The organism is Epilithonimonas lactis, assembly GCF_900110605.1.
In the GTDB taxonomy this organism is placed as follows: domain Bacteria; phylum Bacteroidota; class Bacteroidia; order Flavobacteriales; family Weeksellaceae; genus Epilithonimonas; species Epilithonimonas lactis.
Genome location: NZ_FOFI01000001.1, coordinates 1058577 through 1083768, shown reverse-complemented (window position 1 = coordinate 1083768; position 25192 = coordinate 1058577). Strand labels below are relative to the sequence as shown.

The window sequence follows — 25192 nt, the reverse complement described above, 5'->3', positions numbered from 1 at the left end:
GTTGAAAAGAAATCAAAAAAGAGAACCGAGTTTAGGCATAATGGACAGTCAGAGTGTAAGATGGGGAAACAACCGCTCATTAAATGGTTTTGACGGGAATAAAAAAGTAAAAGGAATTAAAAGACATGTGGTGGTTGATAAAAACGGATTTTTATTAGCAATAATGGTTACTGTAGCCAATGTTCATGACAGTAAAGCTGTTGATTTTCTCATGAGAACTTTGGCATATTTCTTAAGTCCTGTGAAGATTATTCTTGCTGATGGAGGTTACAGAGGAGAAATCATAGAACAGGTGAAAAATAAGTTTGGTTATCTAATCAATGTGGTGATGAGAAATGATGAAAAGAAAACAGATTTTAAGCCCATTTCTAAAAGATGGATTATTGAACGGACATTTTCCTGGTTTGATAACGACAGCAGATTATACAGGAATTACGAATTACTAATGGAAAATTCTGAAAATATGGTAAAATTATCCGCCATAAAAAATTTATTGAATAAAATTTAAACAGGCTCTTAATGTTTTCCAAAGGTCACTATCCAATGTTGTCAAATTTTGGATAGCCCCATTACTACTTGTTAAAACACTATGTTTTGTTTGGAATAAAATGGTTGTTCCATCTGCTTTATCGATATGTACGTCATCTTTCACTTCAAAACCGACTTTCTGTCCGTGTCGGAGTTCAAGAGCTAATAACATAAAATAATAGAATTGATAATCAAATCCTATTGCTTGTGCTCCAGCCGTATGTTGTTCCTGTATGGATTTTGTTTCGTCCATATTAATCTATTTATATCCTTAAACTATTTCAAACTCTTATACCAATAGAAAAATGCTTCCGGATTGGTCTTTTTTAACTTGTTCAATTTGTTGTACGTCTGGTCTTCAATCAGCCAATCCTTAATCTCCAATGGATTTTTAAACCGTTCTATTTCCTGATTTTCTTTATTCAGTAATGAAGTCAGATAGGCAACTTTAGATGAAGCTGTTATGGCTTCTTCGATTGAAAAACGGTCAATAATGAAATTCGTGAAGTTCTTAATACCCAACTGCAAGTGTTTGAACTCATCAGACTTCATATCTCTTTCTGCTAAGGTATAACAAGCATTCCAAGTGTCTTTCAATACCTCGCCAGCATCAATACTTAACTTTCGATAGCCGATTTCCTCCTGTACCACTCTCGAATAACTTTCTTTTACTACGTTAAGGTCTGATATTTGGTCAAACAAAAAACCAATATCATATAACTGTTTAATGATTTCGACAGGACGATTTTTTGAGTATAATATGCCTGTGGTTTTTGGAGCAAATGCAGTAAGCTTATCTCCTAAAATAGCCTCAAACGTTGGCAGTACAACCGTAGTATCTTTGCCCGATGTTGCCAACCAACTGTGATTTATCAGATATTCTTTTGTTTCAGGGTATGGATTGGGAGTGTATAATAAATCTAATAGTATCGGTTCTTCATGACCATCTACCACACTTTTGTAAAACATCTTGAAATGTCCAATGGGTGCGTCAGGCGTATGTTTTCGGTCGTTATCATCTTCCCAACGGATAAACATTTCCAATTGGCTTATCTTCGCTAAAATCTCCTTGATTTTATCCTCTGATTCTTCTGTAATGATGTCAATATCTATCGAAAACCTCTTAGGCGTTTCCGTTGCTAAAAGCAGAGCCGTTCCGCCTTTAAACACAAAATTTAGATTATTCAATTGCAATTGCTCCAAAAGTGTTAAAGCATATATTACTTTTTCAATCAGTTTTGGGTCAATGCGTTTCCCCAACTTATTTCGTAAGTCGGTGATCCATTCAATAATATATGACTTTGTGTCTATCATAATTTATATATCATTGGCATAAATAAATTTATTTTGCCAAACTTATATTTATCAGTTCGTCAATTTCTTCCTCTCTGTTTCTTCGGACAGCGTACCTACGCATCTTTAACTCATTTAAAGTATATTTCTCCATTACACTCCGCATAATAAATTCCTTTTCATTTTGCTGTGCTGAAAAAAGTGATGTGTCAATCAACATATCCACCAATAACTTTTCCAATGCAGGAATAATAATTTTGTCTTTTTCTATCAAAGGAGGTTCTGAAACCATATTCTTCACAATAAGGACTTCATCTTGGTTGTGAATGTAGCGGTCAAATATTTCCTCATCAGGATTAAAGAAAACGCTTTTAATAGTGTCCGTTAAAAACGTGAATACAGATTCGGAAGCATCTTTTTCAACTTCCACGACGGTATAATGCTTAAAAGGTTGATGACGCATAAAATCATTCAACCACACGGTATCCCAAACACAAAAACTGATATAGGGAAATTCCCGCTTGACCTTATTGAATATTCTTTTTAGCGTGGTTGAAATATTGGGCTGAAAAGGCTTTTGTCCATCAAGTTCATAAATCCCTCTGGAGGGAGCATTTATAACCCCTTCTTTTTTCAGCTTGGACAGATACATATTAATGGTGTTGTCAGACCAAGTAGGGAAATCCTTTTTTATTGATTCCACAAGCTTCTGCTTGGAAAGTCTTTCACTTTCCTTAAAATAGCGACCGATATGTTTTTCTAACGTTTCTGCCAAAACAGTTTTTTATGGTAAATGTAACACTAATTTATATAAGTTCGGCATAAAAAATATATTTTATCAAAGTTATATTTTAATTAGGTTTTGTTTTTCAAGGTTTTAAGTCTGGATTTTGCTGTAAATTAACGTCTAAAATAAGATGTTATGAAAAAGGGTAAAACGCCAGAACAGAACCTTGAGGATATAAACAAGTTTTATGAACAGATGGAGAAAGAAAAAGAAGACCGTCTGATAGACCTTATTGTGGAGATAATTGTGGATGCAACGCTAAGGGAATATTATGGGCAGATTGATGCCAGAGATAACCCGACATCTGGTAAAGAAAGAGATGAATAATTCTTAAAATTCACTCCAAAAGAAAAACAGAAAAAAAAGAAAGCCATTCTGCCAACGGATATAAGATAACGAAGCACTATAAGTCCCGAAGGGTGGCGAAGCCATTATGCGTGCTTCGTTATCTTTGCTTCCCTTTTTGTTTGTTTTTGACACCTCTATAAATCTTTGTCCATATATTCTTCCAAAGAAGATTTCAATTGGTCTAAAAATGACGTTCGGGAGCCGGCTCGATATTTCATTCGATGAAAAGAATTGTGTAAATCCCCTAAGGTAATCTGAAACAGTCTTTCTAAAGCCAAACTGACTTTTCGTATTCCTATTTTACCGTAGGAAAGTGAGCCATTCGCATACAGCGCATAAATCAGCTCTATTAAGGCATTTTTGGTATCCGTCCAAAGGATACCGTCAGATGAGATACTGTTTGTAGAAAGAGAGCCTGCTATTTCATCATTGTTGATTTTTTGGAGTATGTAGGTATAGAGTAGCTCATTTGCTATTATCCGAGCCACTTTGTTATCATAGTAGGTTGAAAACAACGGGTCAATTTCAAAGACAAAACTATTTAGCCCATCGTGGAAATTGATGTTGCCCAATCTAAAGTAGGTTTCATCACGGTCGGTTCTTCCTGAACGATAATATCTGTAAAAATCTGAATTGTAGATATGCTCCCTGTATTCCTGTTTTAATTCCTGCAATTGTTCTGAAAAATAACTGGCATACATCTTTCCTCCGTCAACGGGACAAGCGGTCTGTATTCGAAATATCTTATTGTGGTAAATGAGTTTGGAGAGGATATATGGCTTAATGTTGCGAAAAAAATTGATTTCCTCCCATTGGTTTTTAAAGCCCTGTTTCGTAACATCCTCTCTTATAGACCATAAATATTCTTTCAGGTATATGGTCATTTGGTATGCTTCATCAATCTCATTGGGGGAAGTGAGCGAAATAGCTTTTTCTTTTCGATGTATCTCCGAGATAATATGATTTAATGATGATGCCATTCAGATTAGTTTTTTTATTGCTTATTAAACAGAAATATCTAAAGGTCATTCATCGGAATAACCTTTAGATTTCTTTAATTTATATGATTTGTACAGAATATATTTCTTACTTTCCCTGCTCCACACGCTTTAGTGCTTCATTGTCTTTGGTGTCAAATTTGAAATTCTGAAAGTCTTTATCTGTCGGTATTTCCAATTCAAAGCTTTTCACTTCTGCAATCTCAATTTTTAGGTCTTTCCCTGTAAAATCCAAAACGTGTCCGCCTTGTGATTTGTCCGATGAAAGAAAATGAAAATGAAAACCTTTACTGTTGATACCGTTAAGATATTCGGGCAGATGATAACCGATTAATGTGCCTTGTGTATTTGAAAATTCAAAAAACTTTTGGGTGTTAAAAATTGAAGTAATAACGGGAAATGGCTCATCCTTTATAGGGGGAAACGCCCTTGTTTTTATATGGTCGAACTTTCCTGTTATTTTAATAGCATACATCGCATTTTTATTTTTCAGTTCTTTGCTTATCTGCTCCCAAAGGGCTTTTTCTCCAATGGGATTTTCAATAGTGATTACGGTATCGGCTTTAAAGAATGTGGTAAACAACATTGACGTTTTAAAGTTATCGTCCGGTTCAACGGTTTCGCCTGTGGCTTTGGTCTGATATACTTTCCCGTCCAACATCGTCAATTCGCCATCCAGCATATCGGGAGCTCCCAAACCGAAATCTCCTTTAAATTTCAGTTCTTTCAATGGCAAAGTCCCTTTGTACAGACCGCCTACAAAAGCATCTGCCACACCGTATTGATATAGTTTGTTGTATTGTTGCTTATGGTTCATTTCCAATTCTTTTTTATCTGTGATGATTACTTTGTTTTTCAGCATTTGGGGCATATAGATTTTTTGCGTGGCAGGATTATAAAAAATATCTGCTATGCTTTCTTCGGTCAGCAACATTTCAGCTTGCTGATTTTTTAAATCGTAAATCCACAATTTGCCATAACCTTTGGTGGGAAATGTTACCCAATCCGAAATCAATAAATGGGTATCATCTATCCATTCGATGCCATCAAAAAAGCCATTGGAAATATTAGGCAATTGCCGAAAATCTTCGTTGCCTGTTTTGATGTAAACCGAACCCTCGCCCAGCATTTTCCCATTGGTGCAAACCGCAATCTGGTTGGTGCTTTTATTGAACGAAATGCCGTTTACGGCAGAGATATTTCCAATGATTTCAAACGACTTTGTTCGGGTATTCACTTTGTAAATATTGCCCGAATAGGTGTCCGTAATACCGATAAATCCATTTTCCAAACGGCAAATATCATTCAGTACGGTAGCCTGTGGAATAACGAGTTCAAAAACTGTTTTTCGGGTACTGATGTCAAAGCCTACTACACGTTCCAAGTCTGCTACGTATAAGATGCCGTTTTCAATCGTCATCCCTTTGGGAGCGTGTAATACGCCTTTGGTCGGGGCAAACTTCAATTCTATCAGCTTACCGTCTGGAGAAATTTCGCTGATAAATCCGTCACTATCCCTGCTACTGAAATCCTGTCCCTGATTGGAAACAAAAAAACGCTTGCCGTCTGATGTTACGCTTTCAGGCGTTGCAAAGCCGTTGATAATTTGTTGCGAAAAGCTGCTTAATCCGATGCAGATAAAGACTACCGTTAATATATTCCTTACTTTCATTGCCTTAAAATTTGATGACTACTTTACCGAAAACCTTTCCCGATTTCAATTTTTGAAATGCTTCCTGTGTTTGCTCTATGCTATAAACACTATCAATGGCAGGTTTAAGGTTATTCTTTTCAATGGCATTTACCAAATCGCCCAATTCCTGTGCATTGCCTACGGAATAACCCTGCAAGCGGATATAGTTCATAATGAGCGGAAACACGTCAAAAGATAGTCTGCTACCGGACATAAAACCGACCAAACCCACAAAACCGTGTTCTTTTACGGATAGGATGCTTTGCTCAATGGTTTCCTGTCCTGCCACATCCAGCGTTATATCTACGCCTATGCCGTTGTTCAGCCGTTTTGCTTCATTGCTCCATTCGGGAAAGTCTCTATAATTGATAACTTCGTCTGCACCCAAGTCTTTCAGTTTTTGCTCTTTCTCCCTGCTACCTGTGGTTGCAATTACTTTCAGACCCGAAATCTTTGCGATTTGCAGGGCGGACAAAGAAACGCCACCGCTTCCCTGTACCAAAATCGTCTGTCCTGCCTTGATGCCTGCCTGCATAAGCATTGCCCAAGCTGTCAGACCTGCAACCGAAAGTGATGTGGCTTCTTCATCGGTAAGGTTTTGAGGGGAACGGACAAGCGTATTTTCCGGCTGTAGGGTAAACTCCGCCAAAGTTCCCGAAGTTTGCAGACCTGTCCTTAGCGCATTGTGATAAGGCGTTGTCTTTCCTGCTTCCCAACTCCTGATGAACGGTATCAATACACGGTCGCCTTTTTTCCACCGTGTTACGTTTTTTCCTACCTTTTCTATTATACCAACTCCCTCTGAAACAGGAATGAACGGAAGCGGGATATTTAACCCTGCCGTATTTTCTACTGCAATAAGGTCAAGGTATTGCAATGAAACGGCTGTGGTTCTTACCAATACTTGGTTTTCTCCAACTTCGGGCGTTGGCACTTCGGCTAATTTCAGATTTTCTATACCGTAGTTCTCTAATTGTATTGCTTGCATAATCTTTTGAATGGAATTTGAAATTAATAACGTTGTCCTCCGATAGTCAATCCGCCGTCTACCAAAATACTTTCTCCTGTAACAAAGGATGCTGACGGACTACTCAACCAGACCACCAATTCGGCAACTTCTTCAGGGTTTCCAAAACGACCCATTGGAGCGTGCTTTTTTGTTGGTTCTTTTAGTCTATCAGCTTCTTCTTTAGGAAAAGGATAAAAACGGTCAAACATAGGGGTTTGAATATAGCCAGGCTGAATGCTGTTTACCCTTATTCCGGCTTCTGCAGCTTCAACAGCCAAAACACGAACCAATCCGTCCACAGCGGCTTTACTTGCTGAATACACTCCTGAACCTCCAAAAGCCCCTCTTGAAAGCCAAGATGAAGTGTTTACGATTGTACCGCCTGTGCCTTGTTTTTTGAATTGTTCAATTTCGTATTTGCAAGATAGCCAAGTACCTTTCAGATTAATACCAACAACAGTATCAAATTCGTCTTCATTTGTTTCGTCAATCGGTGCAAAATGCCCCTCAATACCAGCGTTATTAAAAGCAATATCAAGTCTGCCAAAAATGCGAATAGTTTCTGCGATAAGATGTTTCACTTCCTCGCTTTTGGAAACATCGGTTTTTACAAAATGAATATCAGAACTTATTTTTTGCAATTCTGCAAGAGCTTCTTTGCCAATCTCTGACCTCCTGCCTCCTATGACAACTTTTGTCCCTCTTTGTAAAAATAGCTTTGCAGATGCCAACCCAATCCCAGTAGTACCACCAGTGATTAGAGCAACTTTTCCTTTTAAATTTTCCTGAACCATAATTCTTAATTTTTATTACGGTACAAAGTTCGCTCCGATGCTTTTTAAAAAGTTATGCAAATCAAACAAATGGTTATGAGATAAGTATAGACAATCAGAACTCTTGCACTGTTATAAAGAATTTAAAAAATCCAAATAAGGAGATACACTTTTCTCAATCCATTCCTCTGTGCTGTTCAGCTCAATTCCATAATAGGCAAAGAACGGTTTGTAATCGGCTTTTACATACTCAAAAGTCAGTTCAAAAGGTCGGGTCAGTTCAGCCATAGTATATTTGTATTTCCCCGTTGTGTTATACTCGTGGTCATCTATTCCAACAGACATCGCCAAAGCGATTTTCTTGCCCGAAACCTTATAACCGCTCTTACTTCCATACGCCCACCCATAGGTAAGCACATCATCCAGCCATTTCTTTAAGAATGGCGGGCAATTGAACCAATAAAAAGGAAACTGAAATACAATTTTATCGTATTGCTCTATCAGTTTTTGTTCTGCCAATACATCAATTTGATCATCGGGATAAACCTTGTGCAATTGATGAACATCATATTTATCGGGATGCTTGCTTAATTCTTCAATCCACCTCTTATTAATTACCGAACGCTCTATATCGGGGTGAACAATGATTATCAATGTTTTCATATTGTAATGATTTTCAACTATCTGTTTTTTTAATAAAAGTCGGATGTATCCATATTTGCATACACCACATTTTTATACAATGTACCCAAATCATTATGATTGGGGCGGAAATACTCCTGTGTAAAGACCAATCCAATGATATTTTCTTTGGGATCTGCCCAGTAGTGTGTACTGAAAGCTCCACTCCAAGAAAAAGTACCGATACTTGGGGATTTAGAAAATTTGTTTTCTTCAGTAACCAATTCAAAACCTAATCCGAAACGGAAATCGGGGTCGCCTTTTAAAATTACTTGATTTGAAAGTTGGTTGGTAGTCATCAGTTCAACGGTTTTTGCACCTAAAATCCGTTTTCCATTGTAAGTGCCTTTGTTCAACAGCATCTGTAAGAATTTTGCATAGTCGGCAGTCGTAGAAGACAAACCTGCTCCACCAGACAAGTATATTCCGTCTTCCAGTGGATAATCAGGGCTACTATTTTCATAAATCGTATGATTAACTTTTGCAAAATCTTTATCCGTTTTCTCCGAGACGGAAACCAAACGGTCAGCCTTATCCTGTGGGATTTTAAACTGTGTATCGGTCATCTGTAACGGTTCAAATATGTAAGTTTGGAAAAATTTGTCTAATGGAACTCCGCTGACAACTTCTACCAAATACCCTAAAACGTCTGTATTCAGACCGTAAGTGAAAGCTGTATTAGGGTGGTGTCGCAATGGCTGTTTGGCAAGCAATTCCATTTTTTCTTTCAACGTACCTTTGCTTCCAATACCCGTTACCGCTCCTACCTTGGCGTATATTGCCTGCATTCTTGTATCATCGGAAATTAGCGGATAATCAATACCCGAAGTATGGCGTAACAAATCTCTAATAGTAACTTCCCTTTGTGCAGGAACAGTTGTATAACTGCTGTCGGCAGGATTAAATTTGTCAAGCACCTGCGGATTTTTGAATTGAGGAATATATTTTGAAATCGGGTCGTCCAACAGGATTTTTCCTTTTTCGTAAAGCATCATAACCGCTATGCTCGTTATCGCTTTGGTCTGAGAAGCAATGCGAAAAATGTTATCGGTTTTTAAAGGTTGTTTTGTGCTAACATCGGCATAGCCAAAGGCTTTGTTATAAATCACTTCGCTGTCTTTGAGCAATAATACATTCACTCCCGAAACTTCTTTTGCGTTTACCAATCGGGCAGATAAATCATCAATACTCTTTTCAAGTTTAGTATTTTGTGCGAGGCTGTTTAACGCTATTACGCAAGCTATAGTTGATAAGATTTGTTTTAACATTTTTTATTTGATTTTAAAATTACACCACAAAATTACATAGGCTACATTCGATTTCGTGCCTTTGCAACCTATTGTATGGTACTAACAAAAATGTAAGTATTGATTTGGATGTTTCCTGGTGTATGTTTTAATTTGTTTATTTCATTTCCTCGTTCAATCGGTAGCTGTCTTCCATAAAATGGTATTTTACGATTTTACCGTTGCGGATTTTAAAAATATTGACAAATTGAGCATTAAATACTTTATTGTATTTTAGAATAACCGATGATAATTGACCGACTGCTACTGCATTTTCGCCATTTATGGCGATATACTCCACATCAAATTTTAAGGATTTGATGTTTTGATATAAAACTTTGAAATAATCCTCAACTTCTTTTTTGGTTTGTCGTTTTCCAGTCCACGGAAACTTTTCTTTATTTCCTGGCAAATCAAAATCTACCATATCGGCAAACAAATCTGCTAAACTTCCCTGTTTTTTACCCGATTGAATTTCGTAAAATTCATCAACAACTTTTTTGGTTTCGGCTTCAATTGTTTTATGCTCTATTTCTATTAAATTTTTGTTTTCACTTTTCAACAAATCCACAACTTCTTTATCCTGTCCTGCGTGGTCTGGGTCAACGTAGCAATACATTCTTTTAATACGGTTTCCCTCAAATTCAAAGACCGTGCAAAATTTTCCAAATGAAATCTCATTGTCGGGAAAAACCGCTCCTGTGTGGATTGCACCTATCTCTACGCCCTCCACTACAATAGTGTTATCGGTTACGATAAAGTTGAATTTGTCCAACTCAAAAGTCAAGTTATTGAACAGATTTCGCACCTGTTGTCCGAATTTCTTAACTCCCAATTTTCCCTCCACAAAACCAAATTTCGGATAGAAAATTTTCACATCTTCCGTAAAAAGGTCAAAATAACTGTCGTCATTAAAATCTCCGCTATTGATTTTCTCGTAATAAGATTTTGCAACCCGAAGTTGCTCGTTTTGCTCTGAATTATTTGTCATAATTTTTTCTTTATTGTTGCTTATTTTTTGTGCAAAGACTTCTCCGCTTGTCATCAAGATCGCAAAAGCTAAAATCGTTCTTGCTTGTTTTCTCATATTGTTTTTGTATTTAATTTATTTTAAACCAATCGTTCCAAAATAGAACAAAAAAAATTTTTACCGTTTTATTTGTTCCGTCAAAAAGTCCACCATTTCCAATACTTCCTGCTTATTTTGGTTCAAAATATAATGGCTCCAATAACTACTGAACGAAGCGAGAATATATCGGGCAATCACTAAGGCAGAAGTTTGGCTTTTAATATCTCCGTCTTTTTTTGCTTGTGCAATCAGGTTTTCCAAAATGGATTGCAAGGCATTTCCGCTTTTTTGGAGGAGGTTTTTCACTTCCTTGTCCGCAGGAGCAACCTCAAAAATGGTGTTCACAATCAGACACGCCTTGTCATCTGCCAAAGTCTGATTAACTACATCTCGGATAACGTATTCCAATGCTTCAATGGCTTTTCCCTTTACTTTTGAGGCTTCCAAATATTGCCTTTCTTTGAAAGAAGCGTAATTGGATAGGCATTTCAGAAACAAATCGTGTTTGTTGCCGTAAGTATCGTAAATACTACTTCTGTTCAAATTCATCGTAGCGACTATATCGTGCATAGAAGTAGCATTGTATCCCTTTTTCCAAAAAAGGTTACGCACAGTTTCTAATTTTTCGTTATAGTCAAACTCTTTATTTCTCGGCATATCGGATGCAAAGATATAATATTAAACCGAATGTTCCAAAATAGATTTATGTTTTCTGCATATTATCTGTATTGAAATTTTACAGTGTTAATCCACATACGCAACTGTCCATTTTGTATCTTTGCAACAAATTGTATAGTACTAACAAAAATGTAAGTATGAGTAAAGTAAAAGAGAGTTCTGTCAACTATGAGAACAGGCAACAGTTAGGTTCAGAATGTTCTCAAATTTATGCTACGAACCTTATTGGCGGACAATGGACATTGGCTATCTGTTGCCATTTGGCAAAGGGAAAACTACGTTTTGGTGAACTGAAAAAACGTATCCCTAATATAACCGAACGTATGCTAACGTTACAGCTCCGAAAAATGGAAGAAAATAAATTGATAACCCGAACAGTTTATGCGGAAGTTCCGCCACGTGTGGAATACGAACTAACCAAAAGTGCAATTCAACTTATACCGATATTGGAACAGTTGGAAGTATGGGGAGAGAAACATAAGAAGATGATTTAAAGTTTGCTGCATTACAGGAACTTTATCCAAGTTCTTGTAATGCTTCAATCAGTCTTTTTGTGTGGTCTTTTGCCCTGTTCTTTACTTCTTCCTCTGTATAACCTGCAACCAAAGAAGTTCCGTGAAAATAAATCGGGTCGATATAATTCATCTGTGTATGGTAAGCGGTCTGTTCCAAATGTTTGCAAAATTCATATACTCTGAAATGCTGAAAGCCCAATGTTTTATAACTGCTTTCCGATGAACCCACGGTAAAACTCGGTACAAAATTTTTGTCTTTCAACTTGTCGCCTTTCGAGCCGTAAGCAAACTGATGTAAAAACACTTCGTCAAACCAATGTTTCAAAATGGCAGGCATACTATACCAATAAAAGGGATATTGGAAAACGATTGTCTGATGTCGCAATAACGCTTCCTGTTCAGCTTCCACATCGATTTTATAATCGGGATAGAGGTCGTGAATGTTTCGGATTTCCAATTCCAAATCACTTTTTTGTAGTTCTTCAATAATCGTTTTGTTAGCAAAAGACTTATCGAAATTCGGGTGTGCTAAAATAACTAATACCATACTATAATAATTTTAGTTGCAAAACTAATTTTAGTAAATTACATTTGCAATAACTATCGAAATGGATAGACTGAAAAAAAAATAGTAAAATGAAAACAGAATGTATAGGCGATTTCGTGAAATTGAATGGTAAAACTTATCCTTGCACGGTAAGCCTGACAATGGATTTAGTAGGTGGTAAATGGAAAGCTGTAATCCTTTATCATTTAAAAGATGAAGCAAAGAGATATAACGAACTTCGAAAAGAAATACCGTCTGTTACCGAAATGACTTTAAGTTTACAGTTGAAACAATTAGAAAAAGATGGTCTTGTTTTAAGAAAAGTTCACGGCAAAAAACCGCCTGTAAAAGTCATTTACAGTTTAACCGATTTCGGCAAAAGTATTGTTCCTGTTTTGGAAGCAATCACAAAATGGGGTAATAAAGCTGTCATCGAAAAGGGCGAATTTATATCTGCCGGACAGACTGTATAACAAAGTCCATTATTTTAAGCAATGCCAGTTCCGATTTCTTTCCTGAATTGCAGGGGAGTAATATCGGTTTGCTTCCTGAAGAAAATGATAAAGTTGGAAGAATGCTCAAATCCCAAACTATAAGCTATTTCGGCTATATCCCAATTACTGAACTGCAACAATGCTTTCGCTTCTTTAATCCTTCTTTCGGCAATCCATTCCGTTGTGGTTTTGCCCGTGCTTTCTTTCAAAGCCCTGTTTAATGTATTGGTATGAACGTTGAGCTGTCCGGCAAACTCGTTTGCTGTTTTAAGTTGCAGCGTTTGGCTTGGGGCATCAATGGGAAATTGTCGCTCCAACAATTCTAAAAACAATGTGGTGATACGCTCCGAAGCATTGACGGGCTGATAAAAAGTTTCGGGCGGTTGCATCTTCATAGCTTCGTGCATAATGATTTGCACATAGCTTCTCAATAAGTCGTACTTATTGGCGTATTCCGAGCGTATTTCACGCATCATATTTTCAAAAACACTTTCCAAAAGTTTTAAACTTTCTTTACCGGGGAAAAATATGTGATTGCCCCCAACTTTGAACAATGCCGATTGCGAAAGATTTTCATTTTTCAGGGTCGGACTTACAAAGTCTTCTGTAAAAAGACAGAAATAACCAGCTTGGTCTTCCGAGTTCGGTTCCCACGAATAAGGGATTAGGGGATTAAGAAAAGTAATGGAAGGTCTGTCAATCTTTATGGCTTTGTCGGCATAACTCAAAACACCTGTTCCTTTTGTAGTCATTGAGATTTTATAAAAATCCCTACGGTTAGGCGGTAATGAGGTGCTGTCACACGCAAATTCCTCTCTACGGTATATATTGAATTGTCCCGTTTTTGGATATTCCTGTCCGTGATTGGTGTAAAACTCTTTTATTGTTTCCTTACGTTTCATATTGCAAAGTTATGAAATTCAAACAACCGTTTTCACAATCTCCTCCCTTTCTGCTTCTTTTTCTTAATCCGATTGGCAAACTGGTCTTCTTCATAATTCTCTCCCTGTGCATCAGGCAACAGGCTGAACAATCCCAAATCGGAACTATGCGAATGTTCCTGTGAGATAAACTCAAAAAGGTCTTTTGGTTGGTTGTCTATTGTATTCGGTTTAGAAACAGGGCTGTGCTGTGTTTTCAGTTCGGGTTTGTTACCGTTGTTCCACCAATCGTTAAATACATTTGCCGACAGGTTTCTATCCAAAGCTGAACCATTCCAAACGCTACGGCTCTCGTGGTCAATAAAGGTCATACCGTAAATTCGTCCTTCAATATTACATCTTATAACCGTATTGATGCCTTGCTCGGTCAATTGCTTTCTAAAATCCGTTTCATTGCTTGTAGTATGTATGGCAAGCTCCACCGCATTTTTGAGAACAGACCTTACAGGCGTGGTTTTCATTTTCTCTTTGGACTGTTCAAAGTGTTTTTGCAGTTGTGCAATTCCTGCATCTTTCCCGAATAGCGATGCTTTGAACGGATTGCTTGCCTTGTTTCCGTTCTTGTCCAATGCCACATACACCAATCCGTTTACGGTCTGACCGTTCCGCTCGCCTTTGACTTCTTCTGCTGTGATGTTGAACAGCGACAATAAAGCATTATAGCTTCCCATAGTCGGAAAGCTGTAATACTTTGGCAAGTGTCGCACTACCGAAGCAATCTGACTTTTGATGTCGCCTTTGTGGTAATCCACAGGTTTGAAAACTTTGTTGGCTTGTTTCTGTTCTTGTTCAGTTGCCTTTTTCATATTATATTTCTGTTCCAAATCCCGACAGATTGCCATTGAGCGTGGATGGTCGTAATCATCGGGTATTTTCTTTCCGTCAATACCTACACAAGTAGAAACAATGTGTATATGCGTTCGGTCAATATCCGTATGCTTGAAAACAATATAGGGCTGATTGCCGTAACCCATACGTTCCATATATAACTGTGCCATTTCGGTAAACTGTTCATCGCTGACTTTATCTGAAGGATCTGGATTCAGCGAAATATGCCGTACCGTCTTTTCCGTTTTGATGTTTGCCGACAGGTACGGCTCAAAACACTTATTAAAATAGGCTACAGAATACCTGCCGTCCACCGTGTCGGGTATCTTGTTCAGTAATAAAACCACTCCGTTTTCCTTGTCCATTTTCTGCTGATTGTACAAAATTGCTCCATACATATTGCTTCCTTTTCCGATTTTTGCAATCATATTTTTATTCTTTTTTCAGATAATTTGCTTCAAATTCCTGTGTCAAACGGATGACTTCCTTAGTGACTTTTACCAATTCTATGGTTTCTTTTTCCAATTTAAAAAGGTACGTTCCTGCTTTTTTCTCTGAAAAATTGCGATACAATATCTTCACAATCTGATTATAATTTGTTCCGATCGATCGAAACTGACTAAAAAATCGGGTCAGTTTTTCGTGATAATCTATTGCATCCATATCAATTTTTACTGTCTTTACCGTCTTCTGAAAGATACAAGCTGTAATAAAATGGGCGATTACTTTCATTTCTGATTGGTCAAAAAGTGCAAGAAACTTTGCATTATCTTCTGCATTTAGGTTAATGGAATACCGATTGACCGCAGGGTCGTTCTTTGGTTTCCTTCCTGTTTTTCTAATCTTTTTTCTGTTTTTCTCTTCCATAATAATCCATTTTTAATTTTTAATAAACGTGCGACTTCGGAGCCGTTTCCAGCCCCCTGCAAGGGCAAGTGCTTTTGAGGTGCCGAAATTCATTTCGAGGACCTCAAGAGATAACTTGCTCTGAACAAGGGTTCAGAAAAATCCGTTTTGCAAACGGATTGTAGTTAGCAGGGAAAACCCATAGCTTCCATTACAAATTTCGGTAAGACTATTTGAATAACAGCTATTTACAACAATGACAATGAACGCCAAATGATGCCACTGAATACCACCTTAAAGCAGATTGGGACTGCTTTTATTTCCTTTGTATATGGCTAGCTAGCTGATTGGTTATATCCATAATGAAGTAACTAAACAGCATAAATCCCGACAGCAAATCTGCGTGATTGAATGCAGACGAATTACAGATTTTTGAGTTAATGAACTAACCAATTAAGGGTCTGCAGGTGCTTAGGTAGATAGGTAGTTACATAGATACAACAGTATATACAGCTGATTGCTTAGTTAACCAAACAGCTAATTGGATATAATATTAAAAATGATAGATATGATACACGAAGAAAACAAAAATCAGCAACCCGAAAAAGAGGATTTCTCTATTGAAAATTTCATAACTGATGAAAATAAACAATCTTTCACGGAACAACAGGCAGTAACACATCGGGAAGATTTTGTTAAACCCAAAGTAGATGAAGAAGCTATTATGCGTGTAATGGCAGGCGAAGAACCTTCGGAAACTGAAACGGAAAACACAAAAACACCTGCGAGTAATACAAGAAGGATGATTTACAAGCCAAAGAAGCTGACCAAAGAGGACTACTGCGGACGGTTCTTCAAAATTCCCACGACAACGGCAAGCAGGGGGAAATCAGTGTATGTACGGCAGGAACACCACGAAACATTTAACAGGCTTACAAATATTATGGGCATCGACAAACTGACGATTTATGCGTATCTGGACAACATTATCGAATACCACTTTCAGGAGTTCGGGGAATTGATTTGGGAAATCTATAACGAGAAACACAAACCATTGTTTTGATAACCATACGTGGTGGGTGGTACGTTTCTACCTCTTAAAATTATTTTCCAAAAGAAAAAAACAGAAAAAAAAGAAAGCCATTTTAACAAGGGGGGACAGGCGGAAAAACCAAAAGGAAACGGAATAAGTCCCGAAGGGTGGCAGGGCACACAACAAACTCGGCGAAGCCACCATATTTGCCCTGCCATTATGCCGTAGTCTTTTGGTTGGGTGGTGCGGTAGCTGTCCACCTTATCTTTGCTCTCTTTTTTATTCTTTTTTTAATCAATTCCAATCAAAGAAAGGGTACAAAAAACACGTAAGGGCTAAGGATAGGGTGTTTTTTGTATGCTTTCCTTTATCCTTACAAAACTCTTTAAATCTGTGAGGGCTTTGCGAGGAAAATTTAAAGTGTTTTGAGGATTACTTTCTATTCATGTTGTGCCAACATAAGCCAAATATTGCCACATAATGCCAAATGAAAACAATACATTCCCTTGTGTTCTATATTGGGTGCAAATTTTGAACCTATGGCACAAAAAGTAATACCTGACAAAGAGCAGAAAGAGAAAGAACATACTCCTTTGATACAGGTTGATAAGCAGAGCGACCCGATTTCCAATTTCATCGCTAATTTAAAACGTCAGTTCAGGGAAGCAAAAGGCTTAATAGATTGGAACAAACTATTCGGGGGAAAACGTACTGAACAACAAAAGCAGACTTCCGAACCTGAAAGCATAATAGGTGCGACAAAAACGCTTATCCGTTCGGACTTCAAAAATGAAGAAAAAAATCAGGCTATACAGACCAATAAAAAGCCTGCTTTAAAAAAGGACAATACAATCATAACGCAACAGTCTCGTCCTAAAAGTAATAAACCAAAGTTAGGATTATAGCCTAGTATTTAGCAACTGTACGCCAAATACCGCCATCGGATGCAACATTAAAATGACCTATGTGAATAGCTTTTATTTTAGAGGTTTAAATGATGCAGATATGGAAATAACAGTTTTAGACATTCAGATTTTAAAAGCACTGCATAGGGAAGTTAAGGAAGTTTCCAATTTGATAGCGGAAATGACTACACCCTACAAAGCACTGCAACAGGCAACTAAATGGCTCGACCAACAGGAAGCCTGCCAATTGCTCAACATCAGCAAAAGAACGTTGCAGACGTATAGGGCAAAAGGCATTCTTGGAGCAACGCAAATTAATCGGAAAACGTATTTCAGATTATCCGAAGTGGAGTTACTTATGCAGGGAGAGCGACCATTAAAAAAGCAAAAGAAATGAAACAGATTGGAAATTCAAACGAAGATATGCTTGCCTTGCTCGAAGCTGTGGTAGGCATCAAAAATGAACTGTTGTATATCAGAGAATATTTCCACCCATTACTAAAAGGGGAAATCTATCTGTCAGGCGAACAGGTTTGCGAGATGTTACACATCAGCAAACGGACATTGCAACAGTACAGGGATGACGGACTGATACCTTTTATCAAGCTCGAACGAAAAATCCTTTTCCGTGAAAGCGATATTATCAAGGTATTGGAAGATAACTATCAGCGTTAGCTCATTAAATGAATGCTTTGAATCTGTAATCCGTATCGGTCAATTAAAGAAACAGCCCACTGCTTAAAGCGGTGGGCTGTGTTGTTTTAAAGAATTGTGAAATAATATTATAGGCTTGAAACAAAGGACTCCTCCATACTTTTAAACTTATGCGATACCTTTTGCATATCCTTTCCTACTTTCTCGTTAAGTATCTTGGCATAAATCTGTGTTGTGGCAATGTTTTTATGTCCTAACATTTTGCTCAAACTTTCAAGCGGAACACCCTCGCTCAAAAACAGGGTGGCAAACGTATGACGTGCCAAATGAAAAGTTACTTTCTTCTCTTTAAGGCAGTCGATTTGTTGGGATATTCGCTTTAGGCTGTCATTACAAACTGTATTTGATGGTACAGGAAATACCTTTCCGTCCTTTGAGAACCCTGCATATTTCTCAATAATCATTTTTGGAATATCTAAGAGCATTACGTTTGATGATGTAGCTGTTTTCTTTCTTCGCACAATAATCCACCTGTTACCGTCAAAAAAATCTTGGATATTGCTATTTTTAAGTCCTTTCATATCTGAATAGGAAAGACCTGTAAAGCAACTGAAAACAAACAGGTCTTTAACTAATTCGTCTTTCTTTTTATCGCAGTTGAACGTTACGAGCTGTTCCAATTCATTACGCAATAGATAACCACGGTCTTTATCTTTTTTGGTATTCTTGTATTCGCTGAACGGATTAAAAGCAAGATGCTTTCTGCTCATTGCCAATCGGCAAAGCGTAGTAAATCCAATCATATACAGCCAAATGGTGTTGTGTGTTAAACTTTGGTCGTCACGCAGGTAGTAATCAAAGTCCTGCACAAAATCAGGTGTAAGGTCGTTAAAGGACACATCGGAATAGCCGTATTTTGTAAGTGCAAAATTTCGAAGATGTTTCAAAAGTATTTTGTATTTACTGCGTGTGCCATTTACCCGAAGTCCACTATTAACCTTTTTCTCATAGTCGGATAGGAACTGTTCATAGAATTTGAAAAAGGTCAGTTCTCCGCTTTCCATCCCAAGAACGGCATTTTTAAGTTTAGCACTGTTTACAGCCCCCTCATTCTTCAGAATTTTGGAATAGCATTCCTCAATACCCGAACGAATTTTGTCAAGTTTCCTGTTTGTGTCTTGTGCTTCTCGGCTTTTACCTAAAACCCTGCCGTACTTCAAATCCCAATTTGTTGCGGAAATATCCAGCTTTGTACTGAATGCAGACTGTTTGCCGTTTACGGTAATCCTGCACATAACCGTGACTTTTCCGTTTTTCTTTGGGGCGTTCTTTTTAAGGTAGAACAATACCTTAAATGTTGATTTTTTTGTCGTTTCCATACTCACAATTCTTAAAGATAAAATTAAACCTATGTGAGCTACGGAACAATATGAAAAACTATGCAGAAAGCTGAAATACAGTATTTTTAAACGATTGTTTCTAATATTTAAAAGTAACGTTTTAGTAACCTTACTTTTGCCAAACCTCGCTTTTTACTGCTTTTTACCTCATTACCAAAAAATCATAAAACGGCTGTAAAGTCTTTATTTACAACCGTTTTGCCTGTTATTAATCTTTGATGTATTTTTACTGAAACTTTATTTTAAAGTTGATTTTTCCTACTTTCTAATTTTTCGCTTAAGAATTCATCAAATCTTCGATTTCCTCAACGGTGATCGGAATATTTGCCATCAAGTTGAAAGGCGTTCCAGACGCTTGGATCACATAATCATCTTCGATTCTCACACCGAAACCTTCTGCCGGAATGTAAAATCCTGGTTCGTTTGTGAAAACCATATTTTCTACAAAATCATCGGTCAAGATGCCGTAATCGTGCGTGTCCAATCCCATGTGGTGAGAGGTTCCATGCATCATAAACTTTTTGTAAGCCGGCCATTTTGGATCTTCATTTTGAACATCGGCTTTGTCGATCAGACCTAATTGCAATAATTCCGCCGTGTAAACTTCGCCCATTTCTTTGTGGAATCGGTACCAGTTATTTCCTGCAACCAAACGCTGTTCTGCTTCAACCTTACATCTTAGAACAGAATTGTAAACTTCTTTTTGTCGGTCAGAATATCTTCCATTCACTGGAATCGTTCTGGTCAGATCACTGGAGTAATTTCCATATTCTGCACCAACATCCAAAAGGATCACGTCACCATCTTTGCACTGCATGTTGTTTGCAATGTAGTGAAGGACATTTGCATTGTTTCCGCTGGCGATGATTGGCGTGTAGGCAAATCCTTTACTTCTGTTTCTTACAAATTCGTGGATCAATTCTGCTTCAATTTCGTATTCCCAAACATTTGGTTTGATGAAACTTAGCAGTCTTCTGATTCCTTTTTCAGTAATATTACAAGCATTTTGGATCAATGCTAATTCTTCCGGTTCCTTGATGCTTCTCAATCGCTGAAGGATCGGATTGCTTCTTTTGTAATTGTGCATCGGAAAATCAGCTTTTACTTTTTTGATAAAACGATCTTCACGAATCTCGGTCTCTACAGAACTTCTGTAATGTTCATTTTTATTAAGATAAACATTCTCAGCCTCGTACATCAACGTTTTGAAGACCTTATCAAAATCGCTCAGCCAATAGACCGTTTTGATTCCCGAGGTTTCAAAAGCTTGATCTTTATCCAATTTCTCACCTTCCCAAACAGCGATATGCTCGTTGGTCTCTCTAAGGAACAAAATCTCACGATTCTCCTCCAGATAAGCATCCGGGAAGATCACCAAAATACTTTCTTCCTGATCCACACCACTCAGATAAAAAATATCGCGGTGCTGCTGAAAAGGCATTGTAGAATCGGCACTGATCGGATAGATGTCGTTGGAGTTGAAAACAGCTAAAGATTTTGGCAATAATGATTCAGCAAATTTCTTTCTGTTTTTTACGAATAATGAACTTGGGATCTGTTCGTATTTTGTAGTCATTTAAAATAAGTATTAGGTATTAAACTTACAATCTCATTATGAAAGATGATTTTCAAAACCATATTATAAGCGTCCCAAATTTACAAAACCTTTAAAGATGAAACCCAAATCTCATACTTAAATTTTTCATAAAAATATAATTCAATGATAAAGTTTTATTTTTATATATTTGATAATACACGCTTTGAATGAGAATTACCTACAAGCCCATACTCGTTTTTTCGCTTATCATCCTTAGTATACTGAGCTATCAGATAAGCACAAAGAAGATAAAAGGTGACATATCTTTGCCTGAACCGAATCTGGAATTCAATTTTCACAGCGACATCATCTATAATGAAAGTGGACTTCGGCTGGATATCTATCAGCCAAAAAAGACTCAGCAAACAAAATCACCTGTCGTGATCTACGTGCATGGCGGCGCATGGGACAAGGGCGACAAAACCATGATCCGAAAAAACTTCCGAGCATATATCCTTGAAGAATTGCTGAACAATGGCTATACGATCATCAGCATCAATTATACGCTGCTTGATCAAAAAACACACCTTGACCAACCACTTCAAGACATCAAAGATGTGAAAAAATGGATCAAGGAAAATTCGGAAAAATATAATCTTGATTTCAGCAATATGGGAATTTGGGGAGGTTCTGCAGGGGCACACATTGCACTCGTAAGCACTTATAACCAAGACAAAAACGAAAAGGAACCGACTGGTCTAAAATATGTGGTAGACTTTTATGGTCCGACGGATCTCAATAAGCTTTTCAAAACAGATGCAAATAGTCTTTCTCTTAATTTTTTTAAGCTATATTCGCCAGAACGATTAAAGATCAGAAACGAAAAGATCATCAAATTGACTGGTTTTAATATCGCTGATCAAAAAGAAAAAGTAATTAAGAAATCCACAGAATATTCTCCTATCACATACATTTCAAAGTCAACGGTTCCGACGCTGATCTTTCATGGAACGGAAGACACGGCGGTCAGCATAACACAATCTCAAGAATTGGAGGAAGCATTGAAAAGCTACAAGGTGCCATATCAATTCTACACCATAGACAATGCAAAACATAACTTTGGAAACATTGGATTGAAGGAAGCTCGGGATGTCTCGCGGAAGACGGTGGATTTTATCAAATCTCACACAAAATATGAAAACTAAATTTTCTGTTTTTAAAACATCATCTTCAATCATCGCGATATTGATCTTTGCGATGACCAGCGCCCAGATCACGTTCAAGATCACTCAGATCCCTACTTCCGGTTCTGATAAAGACAAAATCTTTATGGCTTCTAATATTAATAATTGGAAACCAGATGATCATCAATTTGAGTTCAAGAAAAACCAAGAAGGCTTTTACATTTTGACTATTCCTGATCAAGCTGGAAAGATAGAATACAAAATCACGAAAGGAAGTTGGGACAATGCGGAATCCGGCGAAAATGGAATTGCGATACCAAATCGAGTTTTAGAAAATCCTGATGAGCAACAAACAGTAGAATTAAAGATTTCTGGCTGGAGTTCCCCGAACGAGAAAAAACATACGACCACTTCTAACGTAAAGATCCTAAGTGAGAACTTCACAATTCCACAACTTAAAACGACGAGGAAGATCTGGATCTATCTCCCACCAGATTACGAAACTTCGAAAGCAAAATATCCTGTGATCTACATGCACGACGGCCAAAATCTTTTTGATGACTTCACGAGTTTTTCTGGAGAATGGAGCGTAGATGAAACATTGAATCAAATCTTTGAGGAAACCGGAAAGTCTGCCATCATCATCGGAATTGACAATGGCGGCGACAAGCGATTGTCCGAATATTCGCCTTGGACTAATGTGAAATATAAGACCATAGGCGAAGGTGACCTTTATGTTGATTTCCTAGTAAAGACTTTAAAACCTTACATAGACAAAACTTATAGAACCGAGAAACAAGCTTCCAAAACTTTGATCATGGGAAGCTCTATGGGCGGCTTAATCTCGCTTTATGCTTCTGCAAAATATCCGACTGTTTTTGGGAAAGCTGGGATTTTCAGTCCGGCGTTTTGGTTTGTTTCTGAAAATTTGAAGAAATATTTGAACATCAATAAAAACAATCTCAAGAACTCCAAATTCTATTTTGTGGCCGGAAAAAACGAAGATGAGACGATGGCACCCGAAATCGAAAATGTTGAAAAATTATTATTAAAGAAATCTGTTCCGGCTAAGAATATCATGGTGAAAATAGATGACGACGGAACACATTCTGAGAGCTATTGGAAACGAGAGTTAAAAGCTAGTTTGATCTGGTTGTTGAAGTAAATAATCATTAATTATAAGTCTAATGTAATTTCACGTTTGCTTTGGAATGACAAAATTCCATCTTAAAAACCAAATCGTGTTTTGTGTAGAATCTGCAGCCCGACTTGAGTGGAGCTCTTTTTTGTCATTGCGATGGCTGAATGGTTCAACTCTGGCTTCGCTTTCTTCGCAATGACAAAAAAAGCGGGAACGGAAGGCGGATAAAGCTGCCCTAATAAATATCAATCTTGAATGCTTACTTGCAACGCCAAAATTGCTTCCCAAAAATCCAAACAAAAACACTAAATTTGCAGCATTTATGGAAAGTAACAGACAACGCAAAGTAGCACAGATCATTCAGGAAGATATGGCGGAGATCTTCCGCAAGCAGGCATCAGAAAGCAAACAGAGTTTTTTGGTTTCGGTTTCTGACGTGAAAGTGACAGCCGATCTCAGCATCGCAAAAATATACCTCAGCATTTTCCCCGCAGAATTGAGACAGCCAATCATGAAGGAGATCAATACGAACAACGCTTACTACAGGAATTACATCGGACAAAAGATGGCCAAGCAAGTGCGCATCATTCCGCAATTGGCATTCTACATCGATACAAGTCTTGATGATGTGGAGCGCATCGAAAAAGAGTTGAAAGGCGAAGGTGATAATCCAATTCTTTAATTTTTCACACGATTGAAAAATGCTTTTTACATAGCATCGCGCTACCTTATTTCTAAAAAAGGAAGCACAGCGGTCACGTTTATCACGTGGCTCGCGGCATTTGCTATGGTGGCTGCAGTGGCTGCGATGTTCATCATCATCTCGGTTTTTTCTGGTTTGGAGGAACTGAATAAGGATATGATCGCCAATCTGCACGCAGACCTCACTATAAAAAGCAAATCGGGAAAAGTCCTTCCTGACATCGACAAATTGGAAAGATCACTCAGAAGTAATTCTGATGTTGCCAATTTCTCCAAAGTGATCGAGGAAAAAGTTTATCTAGGCTATAAGGACAATGGCGAAATTGCTTACCTGAGAGGTGTGGATTCTGCTTACATCCACGTGAATCCTATCAATGAAAGTATTTTTTACGGTAAATATCCGGACTTCAAATATAACAATGAAGTCATAATGGAAAATGGTCTGGACAACAGACTTTCGCTTCCTGTGAACTCCAGCCAGGATTTTGCAACGATACTAATGCCGAAACCTGGGAAAGGCATCATCCAACAAGAGGATGACATCTTCAACAAAAAAGACATCTATGTCAGCGGGATTTTCCCTGGAAACGAACAACTTGACAACTACATCATAGCACCCATCGAACTTGCTCAGGAACTTCTTGGACTTCCAAAGTCGGCTTGTTATCAGATTGTCATCAAACTGAAAAAATCTATCAATCCGGAATTGGTAAAGGCCGACCTCGTGAAAGCATTTGGTGATAAGATTGTCGTCAATACAAAATCTGAGGAGAATGCGGCGTTTTGGAAAATGATCAACACCGAAAAACTGATGATCTATTTGATCTTCGGATTGGTGATATTCATTACGACGTTCAACTTGGCTGGCGCGATCACAATCCTTCAGCTTGATAAGAAAGAGCAGGCAAAGGCATTGATCGCTTTGGGATTCAATAAGACAGATCTGCGGTTGACCTATTTCTTCACAGGATTACTGATCGTCTTCTTCGGTGTTGTTTGTGGATTGCTGATCGGCTCCGCGATTTGTTTCACACAGATCCAGACAGGTTTCTTCAAAGCAAGCGAAAATCTGGCTTTCCCAGTGAGGATCGAGCTGTTCAATTACATTGTGGTTTCAGCGGTTGCTTTGTTTTTCGGGATCATTATTTCTCTTTTATTTTCGAAGGTCAACAAACGATATTTGATTGAGAAGTAGCGAATCAATCCTGATTTCTGAATTACTTTGCAACGATTTTATTAACAAAATTTTAGATCTCCTTAAATTTTGCTTAAAAAGTTATTGGCTGATCATCCGAACGAATAAAATCTTAACTTTACGCCCT

Annotated in this window: 29 protein-coding genes; 12 read left to right on the top strand and 17 right to left on the bottom strand. The window is 37.7% G+C overall.

All coding sequences use genetic code 11. The annotated features are described in order from the left end of the window. Nucleotides 1–508: transposase (locus BMW39_RS05130; protein ID WP_139175280.1), on the top strand; the 508-nt coding region annotated here is incomplete at its 5' end. Here BMW39_RS05130 and BMW39_RS05125 read toward each other — a convergent pair. The 3 genes from BMW39_RS05125 to BMW39_RS05115 are packed head-to-tail and all read right to left on the bottom strand — an operon-like array spanning nucleotide 491 to nucleotide 2596. Further along, nucleotides 491–781: a hypothetical protein gene (locus BMW39_RS05125; protein ID WP_034979462.1), complete on the bottom strand. Its 291-nt coding sequence runs from the start codon at nucleotides 779–781 to the stop codon at nucleotides 491–493. The two genes, BMW39_RS05130 and BMW39_RS05125, sit on opposite strands and share 18 nt — an antisense overlap. A 23-nt stretch (nucleotides 782–804) precedes the next feature. Beyond that, a complete protein-coding gene (locus tag BMW39_RS05120) occupies nucleotides 805–1842 on the bottom strand; it encodes a nucleotidyl transferase AbiEii/AbiGii toxin family protein (protein ID WP_034979465.1) in 1038 nt (345 codons plus the stop codon). A 28-nt stretch (nucleotides 1843–1870) separates the two neighbouring features. Continuing rightward, complete coding sequence (locus BMW39_RS05115) at nucleotides 1871–2596, bottom strand: DUF6577 family protein (protein WP_034979467.1); 726 nt, start codon at nucleotides 2594–2596, stop codon at nucleotides 1871–1873. Between the two features lie 147 nt (nucleotides 2597–2743). Here BMW39_RS05115 and BMW39_RS05110 point away from each other — a divergent pair, with 147 nt between their 5' ends. Further along, the gene (locus BMW39_RS05110) at nucleotides 2744–2935 is read left to right on the top strand and encodes a hypothetical protein (RefSeq protein ID WP_034979470.1); all 192 of its coding nucleotides are present in this window, start codon (nucleotides 2744–2746) and stop codon (nucleotides 2933–2935) included. A gap of 155 nt (nucleotides 2936–3090) precedes the next feature. On the opposite strand, the gene BMW39_RS05105 is transcribed toward BMW39_RS05110, so the two are convergent. From BMW39_RS05105 to BMW39_RS05070, 8 genes are all read right to left on the bottom strand, one after another. Further along, on the bottom strand, nucleotides 3091–3936 hold the full coding sequence (locus tag BMW39_RS05105) for an RteC domain-containing protein (protein ID WP_034979474.1): 846 nt from the start codon (nucleotides 3934–3936) through the stop codon (nucleotides 3091–3093). 106 nt (nucleotides 3937–4042) lie between these two features. Further along, nucleotides 4043–5626 carry an acetolactate decarboxylase gene (gene budA, locus BMW39_RS19480; RefSeq protein ID WP_019974514.1) on the bottom strand — a complete coding sequence of 528 codons (1584 nt, stop codon included), beginning with the start codon at nucleotides 5624–5626 and terminating at the stop codon, nucleotides 4043–4045. A gap of 4 nt (nucleotides 5627–5630) precedes the next feature. Further along, nucleotides 5631–6635: a zinc-dependent alcohol dehydrogenase family protein gene (locus BMW39_RS05095; protein WP_034979477.1), complete on the bottom strand. Its 1005-nt coding sequence runs from the start codon at nucleotides 6633–6635 to the stop codon at nucleotides 5631–5633. Nucleotides 6636–6658: 23 nt separating this feature from the next. Beyond that, nucleotides 6659–7450, bottom strand: coding sequence for an SDR family NAD(P)-dependent oxidoreductase (locus BMW39_RS05090; protein WP_031503793.1), 792 nt, complete (start codon nucleotides 7448–7450; stop codon nucleotides 6659–6661). A gap of 111 nt (nucleotides 7451–7561) precedes the next feature. After that, on the bottom strand, nucleotides 7562–8092 hold the full coding sequence (locus BMW39_RS05085; RefSeq protein ID WP_031503795.1) for an NAD(P)H-dependent oxidoreductase: 531 nt from the start codon (nucleotides 8090–8092) through the stop codon (nucleotides 7562–7564). Between the two features lie 29 nt (nucleotides 8093–8121). Further along, nucleotides 8122–9378 (bottom strand): serine hydrolase domain-containing protein, encoded by a 1257-nt coding sequence (locus BMW39_RS05080; RefSeq protein WP_034979481.1) that lies wholly within the window; start codon nucleotides 9376–9378, stop codon nucleotides 8122–8124. Between the two features lie 136 nt (nucleotides 9379–9514). Next, nucleotides 9515–10483, bottom strand: coding sequence for a nuclear transport factor 2 family protein (locus BMW39_RS05075; protein WP_034979484.1), 969 nt, complete (start codon nucleotides 10481–10483; stop codon nucleotides 9515–9517). A gap of 60 nt (nucleotides 10484–10543) precedes the next feature. Then, complete coding sequence (locus BMW39_RS05070) at nucleotides 10544–11122, bottom strand: TetR/AcrR family transcriptional regulator (RefSeq protein WP_019974520.1); 579 nt, start codon at nucleotides 11120–11122, stop codon at nucleotides 10544–10546. A gap of 158 nt (nucleotides 11123–11280) precedes the next feature. On the opposite strand from BMW39_RS05070, the gene BMW39_RS05065 reads away from it, so the two are divergent. After that, nucleotides 11281–11637 carry a winged helix-turn-helix transcriptional regulator gene (locus BMW39_RS05065; protein WP_019974521.1) on the top strand — a complete coding sequence of 119 codons (357 nt, stop codon included), beginning with the start codon at nucleotides 11281–11283 and terminating at the stop codon, nucleotides 11635–11637. A gap of 22 nt (nucleotides 11638–11659) precedes the next feature. Here the strand turns inward: BMW39_RS05065 and BMW39_RS05060 are convergent, their stop codons facing one another. Beyond that, complete coding sequence (locus BMW39_RS05060) at nucleotides 11660–12205, bottom strand: NAD(P)H-dependent oxidoreductase (protein WP_031503799.1); 546 nt, start codon at nucleotides 12203–12205, stop codon at nucleotides 11660–11662. A gap of 89 nt (nucleotides 12206–12294) precedes the next feature. Here BMW39_RS05060 and BMW39_RS05055 point away from each other — a divergent pair, with 89 nt between their 5' ends. Beyond that, nucleotides 12295–12678 (top strand): winged helix-turn-helix transcriptional regulator, encoded by a 384-nt coding sequence (locus tag BMW39_RS05055; RefSeq protein WP_031503801.1) that lies wholly within the window; start codon nucleotides 12295–12297, stop codon nucleotides 12676–12678. Between the two features lie 14 nt (nucleotides 12679–12692). Here BMW39_RS05055 and BMW39_RS05050 read toward each other — a convergent pair whose 3' ends face one another. From BMW39_RS05050 to mobA, 3 genes are read right to left on the bottom strand one after another with little or no spacing between them, the layout of a single operon-like run. Then, nucleotides 12693–13601: an AraC family transcriptional regulator gene (locus tag BMW39_RS05050; RefSeq protein WP_034979490.1), complete on the bottom strand. Its 909-nt coding sequence runs from the start codon at nucleotides 13599–13601 to the stop codon at nucleotides 12693–12695. A 32-nt stretch (nucleotides 13602–13633) separates the two neighbouring features. Beyond that, the gene (gene mobB / locus BMW39_RS05045; protein ID WP_034979492.1) at nucleotides 13634–14896 is read right to left on the bottom strand and encodes a conjugal transfer protein MobB; all 1263 of its coding nucleotides are present in this window, start codon (nucleotides 14894–14896) and stop codon (nucleotides 13634–13636) included. A gap of 4 nt (nucleotides 14897–14900) precedes the next feature. Continuing rightward, nucleotides 14901–15335, bottom strand: coding sequence for a conjugal transfer protein MobA (mobA, locus tag BMW39_RS05040; protein ID WP_031503805.1), 435 nt, complete (start codon nucleotides 15333–15335; stop codon nucleotides 14901–14903). A gap of 547 nt (nucleotides 15336–15882) precedes the next feature. On the opposite strand from mobA, the gene BMW39_RS05035 reads away from it, so the two are divergent. From BMW39_RS05035 to BMW39_RS05015, 4 genes are all read left to right on the top strand, one after another. After that, a complete protein-coding gene (locus tag BMW39_RS05035) occupies nucleotides 15883–16377 on the top strand; it encodes a DUF3408 domain-containing protein (RefSeq protein ID WP_034979778.1) in 495 nt (164 codons plus the stop codon). Between the two features lie 509 nt (nucleotides 16378–16886). Then, nucleotides 16887–17252 carry a hypothetical protein gene (locus BMW39_RS05025; RefSeq protein ID WP_051880091.1) on the top strand — a complete coding sequence of 122 codons (366 nt, stop codon included), beginning with the start codon at nucleotides 16887–16889 and terminating at the stop codon, nucleotides 17250–17252. Between the two features lie 100 nt (nucleotides 17253–17352). After that, nucleotides 17353–17649 carry a helix-turn-helix domain-containing protein gene (locus tag BMW39_RS05020; RefSeq protein WP_031504736.1) on the top strand — a complete coding sequence of 99 codons (297 nt, stop codon included), beginning with the start codon at nucleotides 17353–17355 and terminating at the stop codon, nucleotides 17647–17649. Beyond that, the gene (locus BMW39_RS05015) at nucleotides 17646–17927 is read left to right on the top strand and encodes a helix-turn-helix domain-containing protein (RefSeq protein ID WP_034979496.1); all 282 of its coding nucleotides are present in this window, start codon (nucleotides 17646–17648) and stop codon (nucleotides 17925–17927) included. The genes BMW39_RS05020 and BMW39_RS05015 overlap by 4 nt, the downstream gene beginning before the upstream one ends. A 107-nt stretch (nucleotides 17928–18034) precedes the next feature. Here the strand turns inward: BMW39_RS05015 and BMW39_RS05010 are convergent, their stop codons facing one another. Next, a complete protein-coding gene (locus BMW39_RS05010) occupies nucleotides 18035–19285 on the bottom strand; it encodes a site-specific integrase (protein ID WP_034979498.1) in 1251 nt (416 codons plus the stop codon). Between the two features lie 298 nt (nucleotides 19286–19583). Beyond that, the gene (locus BMW39_RS05005; RefSeq protein ID WP_034979501.1) at nucleotides 19584–20882 is read right to left on the bottom strand and encodes an aminopeptidase P family protein; all 1299 of its coding nucleotides are present in this window, start codon (nucleotides 20880–20882) and stop codon (nucleotides 19584–19586) included. Nucleotides 20883–21070: 188 nt separating this feature from the next. Between BMW39_RS05005 and BMW39_RS05000 the strand changes: the two genes are divergently transcribed. The 4 genes from BMW39_RS05000 (at nucleotide 21071) to BMW39_RS04985 (ending at nucleotide 25065) form a co-directional block, all read left to right on the top strand. Beyond that, nucleotides 21071–22048, top strand: a complete 978-nt coding sequence (locus tag BMW39_RS05000; protein ID WP_034979504.1) for an alpha/beta hydrolase — start codon at nucleotides 21071–21073, stop codon at nucleotides 22046–22048. Continuing rightward, the gene (locus BMW39_RS04995; RefSeq protein ID WP_051880092.1) at nucleotides 22038–23192 is read left to right on the top strand and encodes an alpha/beta hydrolase-fold protein; all 1155 of its coding nucleotides are present in this window, start codon (nucleotides 22038–22040) and stop codon (nucleotides 23190–23192) included. The genes BMW39_RS05000 and BMW39_RS04995 overlap by 11 nt, the downstream gene beginning before the upstream one ends. Nucleotides 23193–23490: 298 nt before the next feature. Further along, complete coding sequence (rbfA, locus tag BMW39_RS04990) at nucleotides 23491–23850, top strand: 30S ribosome-binding factor RbfA (protein WP_034979506.1); 360 nt, start codon at nucleotides 23491–23493, stop codon at nucleotides 23848–23850. A gap of 12 nt (nucleotides 23851–23862) precedes the next feature. Beyond that, nucleotides 23863–25065, top strand: coding sequence for an ABC transporter permease (locus tag BMW39_RS04985; RefSeq protein ID WP_034979509.1), 1203 nt, complete (start codon nucleotides 23863–23865; stop codon nucleotides 25063–25065). The last annotated feature ends 127 nt before the right edge of the window (nucleotides 25066–25192 follow it).

Excerpts from the sequence above, each read along its gene's own strand:
- BMW39_RS05070 (WP_019974520.1), bottom strand. The coding sequence starts at position 11,122 with ATGCCGAGAAATAAAGAGTTTGACTATAACGAAAAATTAGAAACTGTG.
- BMW39_RS05090 (WP_031503793.1), bottom strand. The coding sequence starts at position 7,450 with ATGGTTCAGGAAAATTTAAAAGGAAAAGTTGCTCTAATCACTGGTGGT.
- BMW39_RS05065 (WP_019974521.1), top strand. The coding sequence starts at position 11,281 with ATGAGTAAAGTAAAAGAGAGTTCTGTCAACTATGAGAACAGGCAACAG.
- rbfA (WP_034979506.1), top strand. The coding sequence starts at position 23,491 with ATGGAAAGTAACAGACAACGCAAAGTAGCACAGATCATTCAGGAAGAT.
- BMW39_RS05000 (WP_034979504.1), top strand. The coding sequence starts at position 21,071 with ATGAGAATTACCTACAAGCCCATACTCGTTTTTTCGCTTATCATCCTT.
- BMW39_RS05125 (WP_034979462.1), bottom strand. The coding sequence starts at position 781 with ATGGACGAAACAAAATCCATACAGGAACAACATACGGCTGGAGCACAA.
- BMW39_RS05075 (WP_034979484.1), bottom strand. The coding sequence starts at position 10,483 with ATGAGAAAACAAGCAAGAACGATTTTAGCTTTTGCGATCTTGATGACA.
- BMW39_RS05020 (WP_031504736.1), top strand. The coding sequence starts at position 17,353 with ATGGAAATAACAGTTTTAGACATTCAGATTTTAAAAGCACTGCATAGG.
- BMW39_RS04995 (WP_051880092.1), top strand. The coding sequence starts at position 22,038 with ATGAAAACTAAATTTTCTGTTTTTAAAACATCATCTTCAATCATCGCG.
- BMW39_RS05085 (WP_031503795.1), bottom strand. The coding sequence starts at position 8,092 with ATGAAAACATTGATAATCATTGTTCACCCCGATATAGAGCGTTCGGTA.
- BMW39_RS05060 (WP_031503799.1), bottom strand. The coding sequence starts at position 12,205 with ATGGTATTAGTTATTTTAGCACACCCGAATTTCGATAAGTCTTTTGCT.
- BMW39_RS05055 (WP_031503801.1), top strand. The coding sequence starts at position 12,295 with ATGAAAACAGAATGTATAGGCGATTTCGTGAAATTGAATGGTAAAACT.
- BMW39_RS05095 (WP_034979477.1), bottom strand. The coding sequence starts at position 6,635 with ATGCAAGCAATACAATTAGAGAACTACGGTATAGAAAATCTGAAATTA.
- BMW39_RS05105 (WP_034979474.1), bottom strand. The coding sequence starts at position 3,936 with ATGGCATCATCATTAAATCATATTATCTCGGAGATACATCGAAAAGAA.
- BMW39_RS05050 (WP_034979490.1), bottom strand. The coding sequence starts at position 13,601 with ATGAAACGTAAGGAAACAATAAAAGAGTTTTACACCAATCACGGACAG.
- BMW39_RS05120 (WP_034979465.1), bottom strand. The coding sequence starts at position 1,842 with ATGATAGACACAAAGTCATATATTATTGAATGGATCACCGACTTACGA.
- BMW39_RS05010 (WP_034979498.1), bottom strand. The coding sequence starts at position 19,285 with ATGGAAACGACAAAAAAATCAACATTTAAGGTATTGTTCTACCTTAAA.
- BMW39_RS05025 (WP_051880091.1), top strand. The coding sequence starts at position 16,887 with ATGGCACAAAAAGTAATACCTGACAAAGAGCAGAAAGAGAAAGAACAT.
- budA (WP_019974514.1), bottom strand. The coding sequence starts at position 5,626 with ATGAAAGTAAGGAATATATTAACGGTAGTCTTTATCTGCATCGGATTA.
- BMW39_RS05015 (WP_034979496.1), top strand. The coding sequence starts at position 17,646 with ATGAAACAGATTGGAAATTCAAACGAAGATATGCTTGCCTTGCTCGAA.
- mobA (WP_031503805.1), bottom strand. The coding sequence starts at position 15,335 with ATGGAAGAGAAAAACAGAAAAAAGATTAGAAAAACAGGAAGGAAACCA.
- BMW39_RS05110 (WP_034979470.1), top strand. The coding sequence starts at position 2,744 with ATGAAAAAGGGTAAAACGCCAGAACAGAACCTTGAGGATATAAACAAG.
- BMW39_RS05005 (WP_034979501.1), bottom strand. The coding sequence starts at position 20,882 with ATGACTACAAAATACGAACAGATCCCAAGTTCATTATTCGTAAAAAAC.
- BMW39_RS05080 (WP_034979481.1), bottom strand. The coding sequence starts at position 9,378 with ATGTTAAAACAAATCTTATCAACTATAGCTTGCGTAATAGCGTTAAAC.
- mobB (WP_034979492.1), bottom strand. The coding sequence starts at position 14,896 with ATGATTGCAAAAATCGGAAAAGGAAGCAATATGTATGGAGCAATTTTG.
- BMW39_RS05035 (WP_034979778.1), top strand. The coding sequence starts at position 15,883 with ATGATACACGAAGAAAACAAAAATCAGCAACCCGAAAAAGAGGATTTC.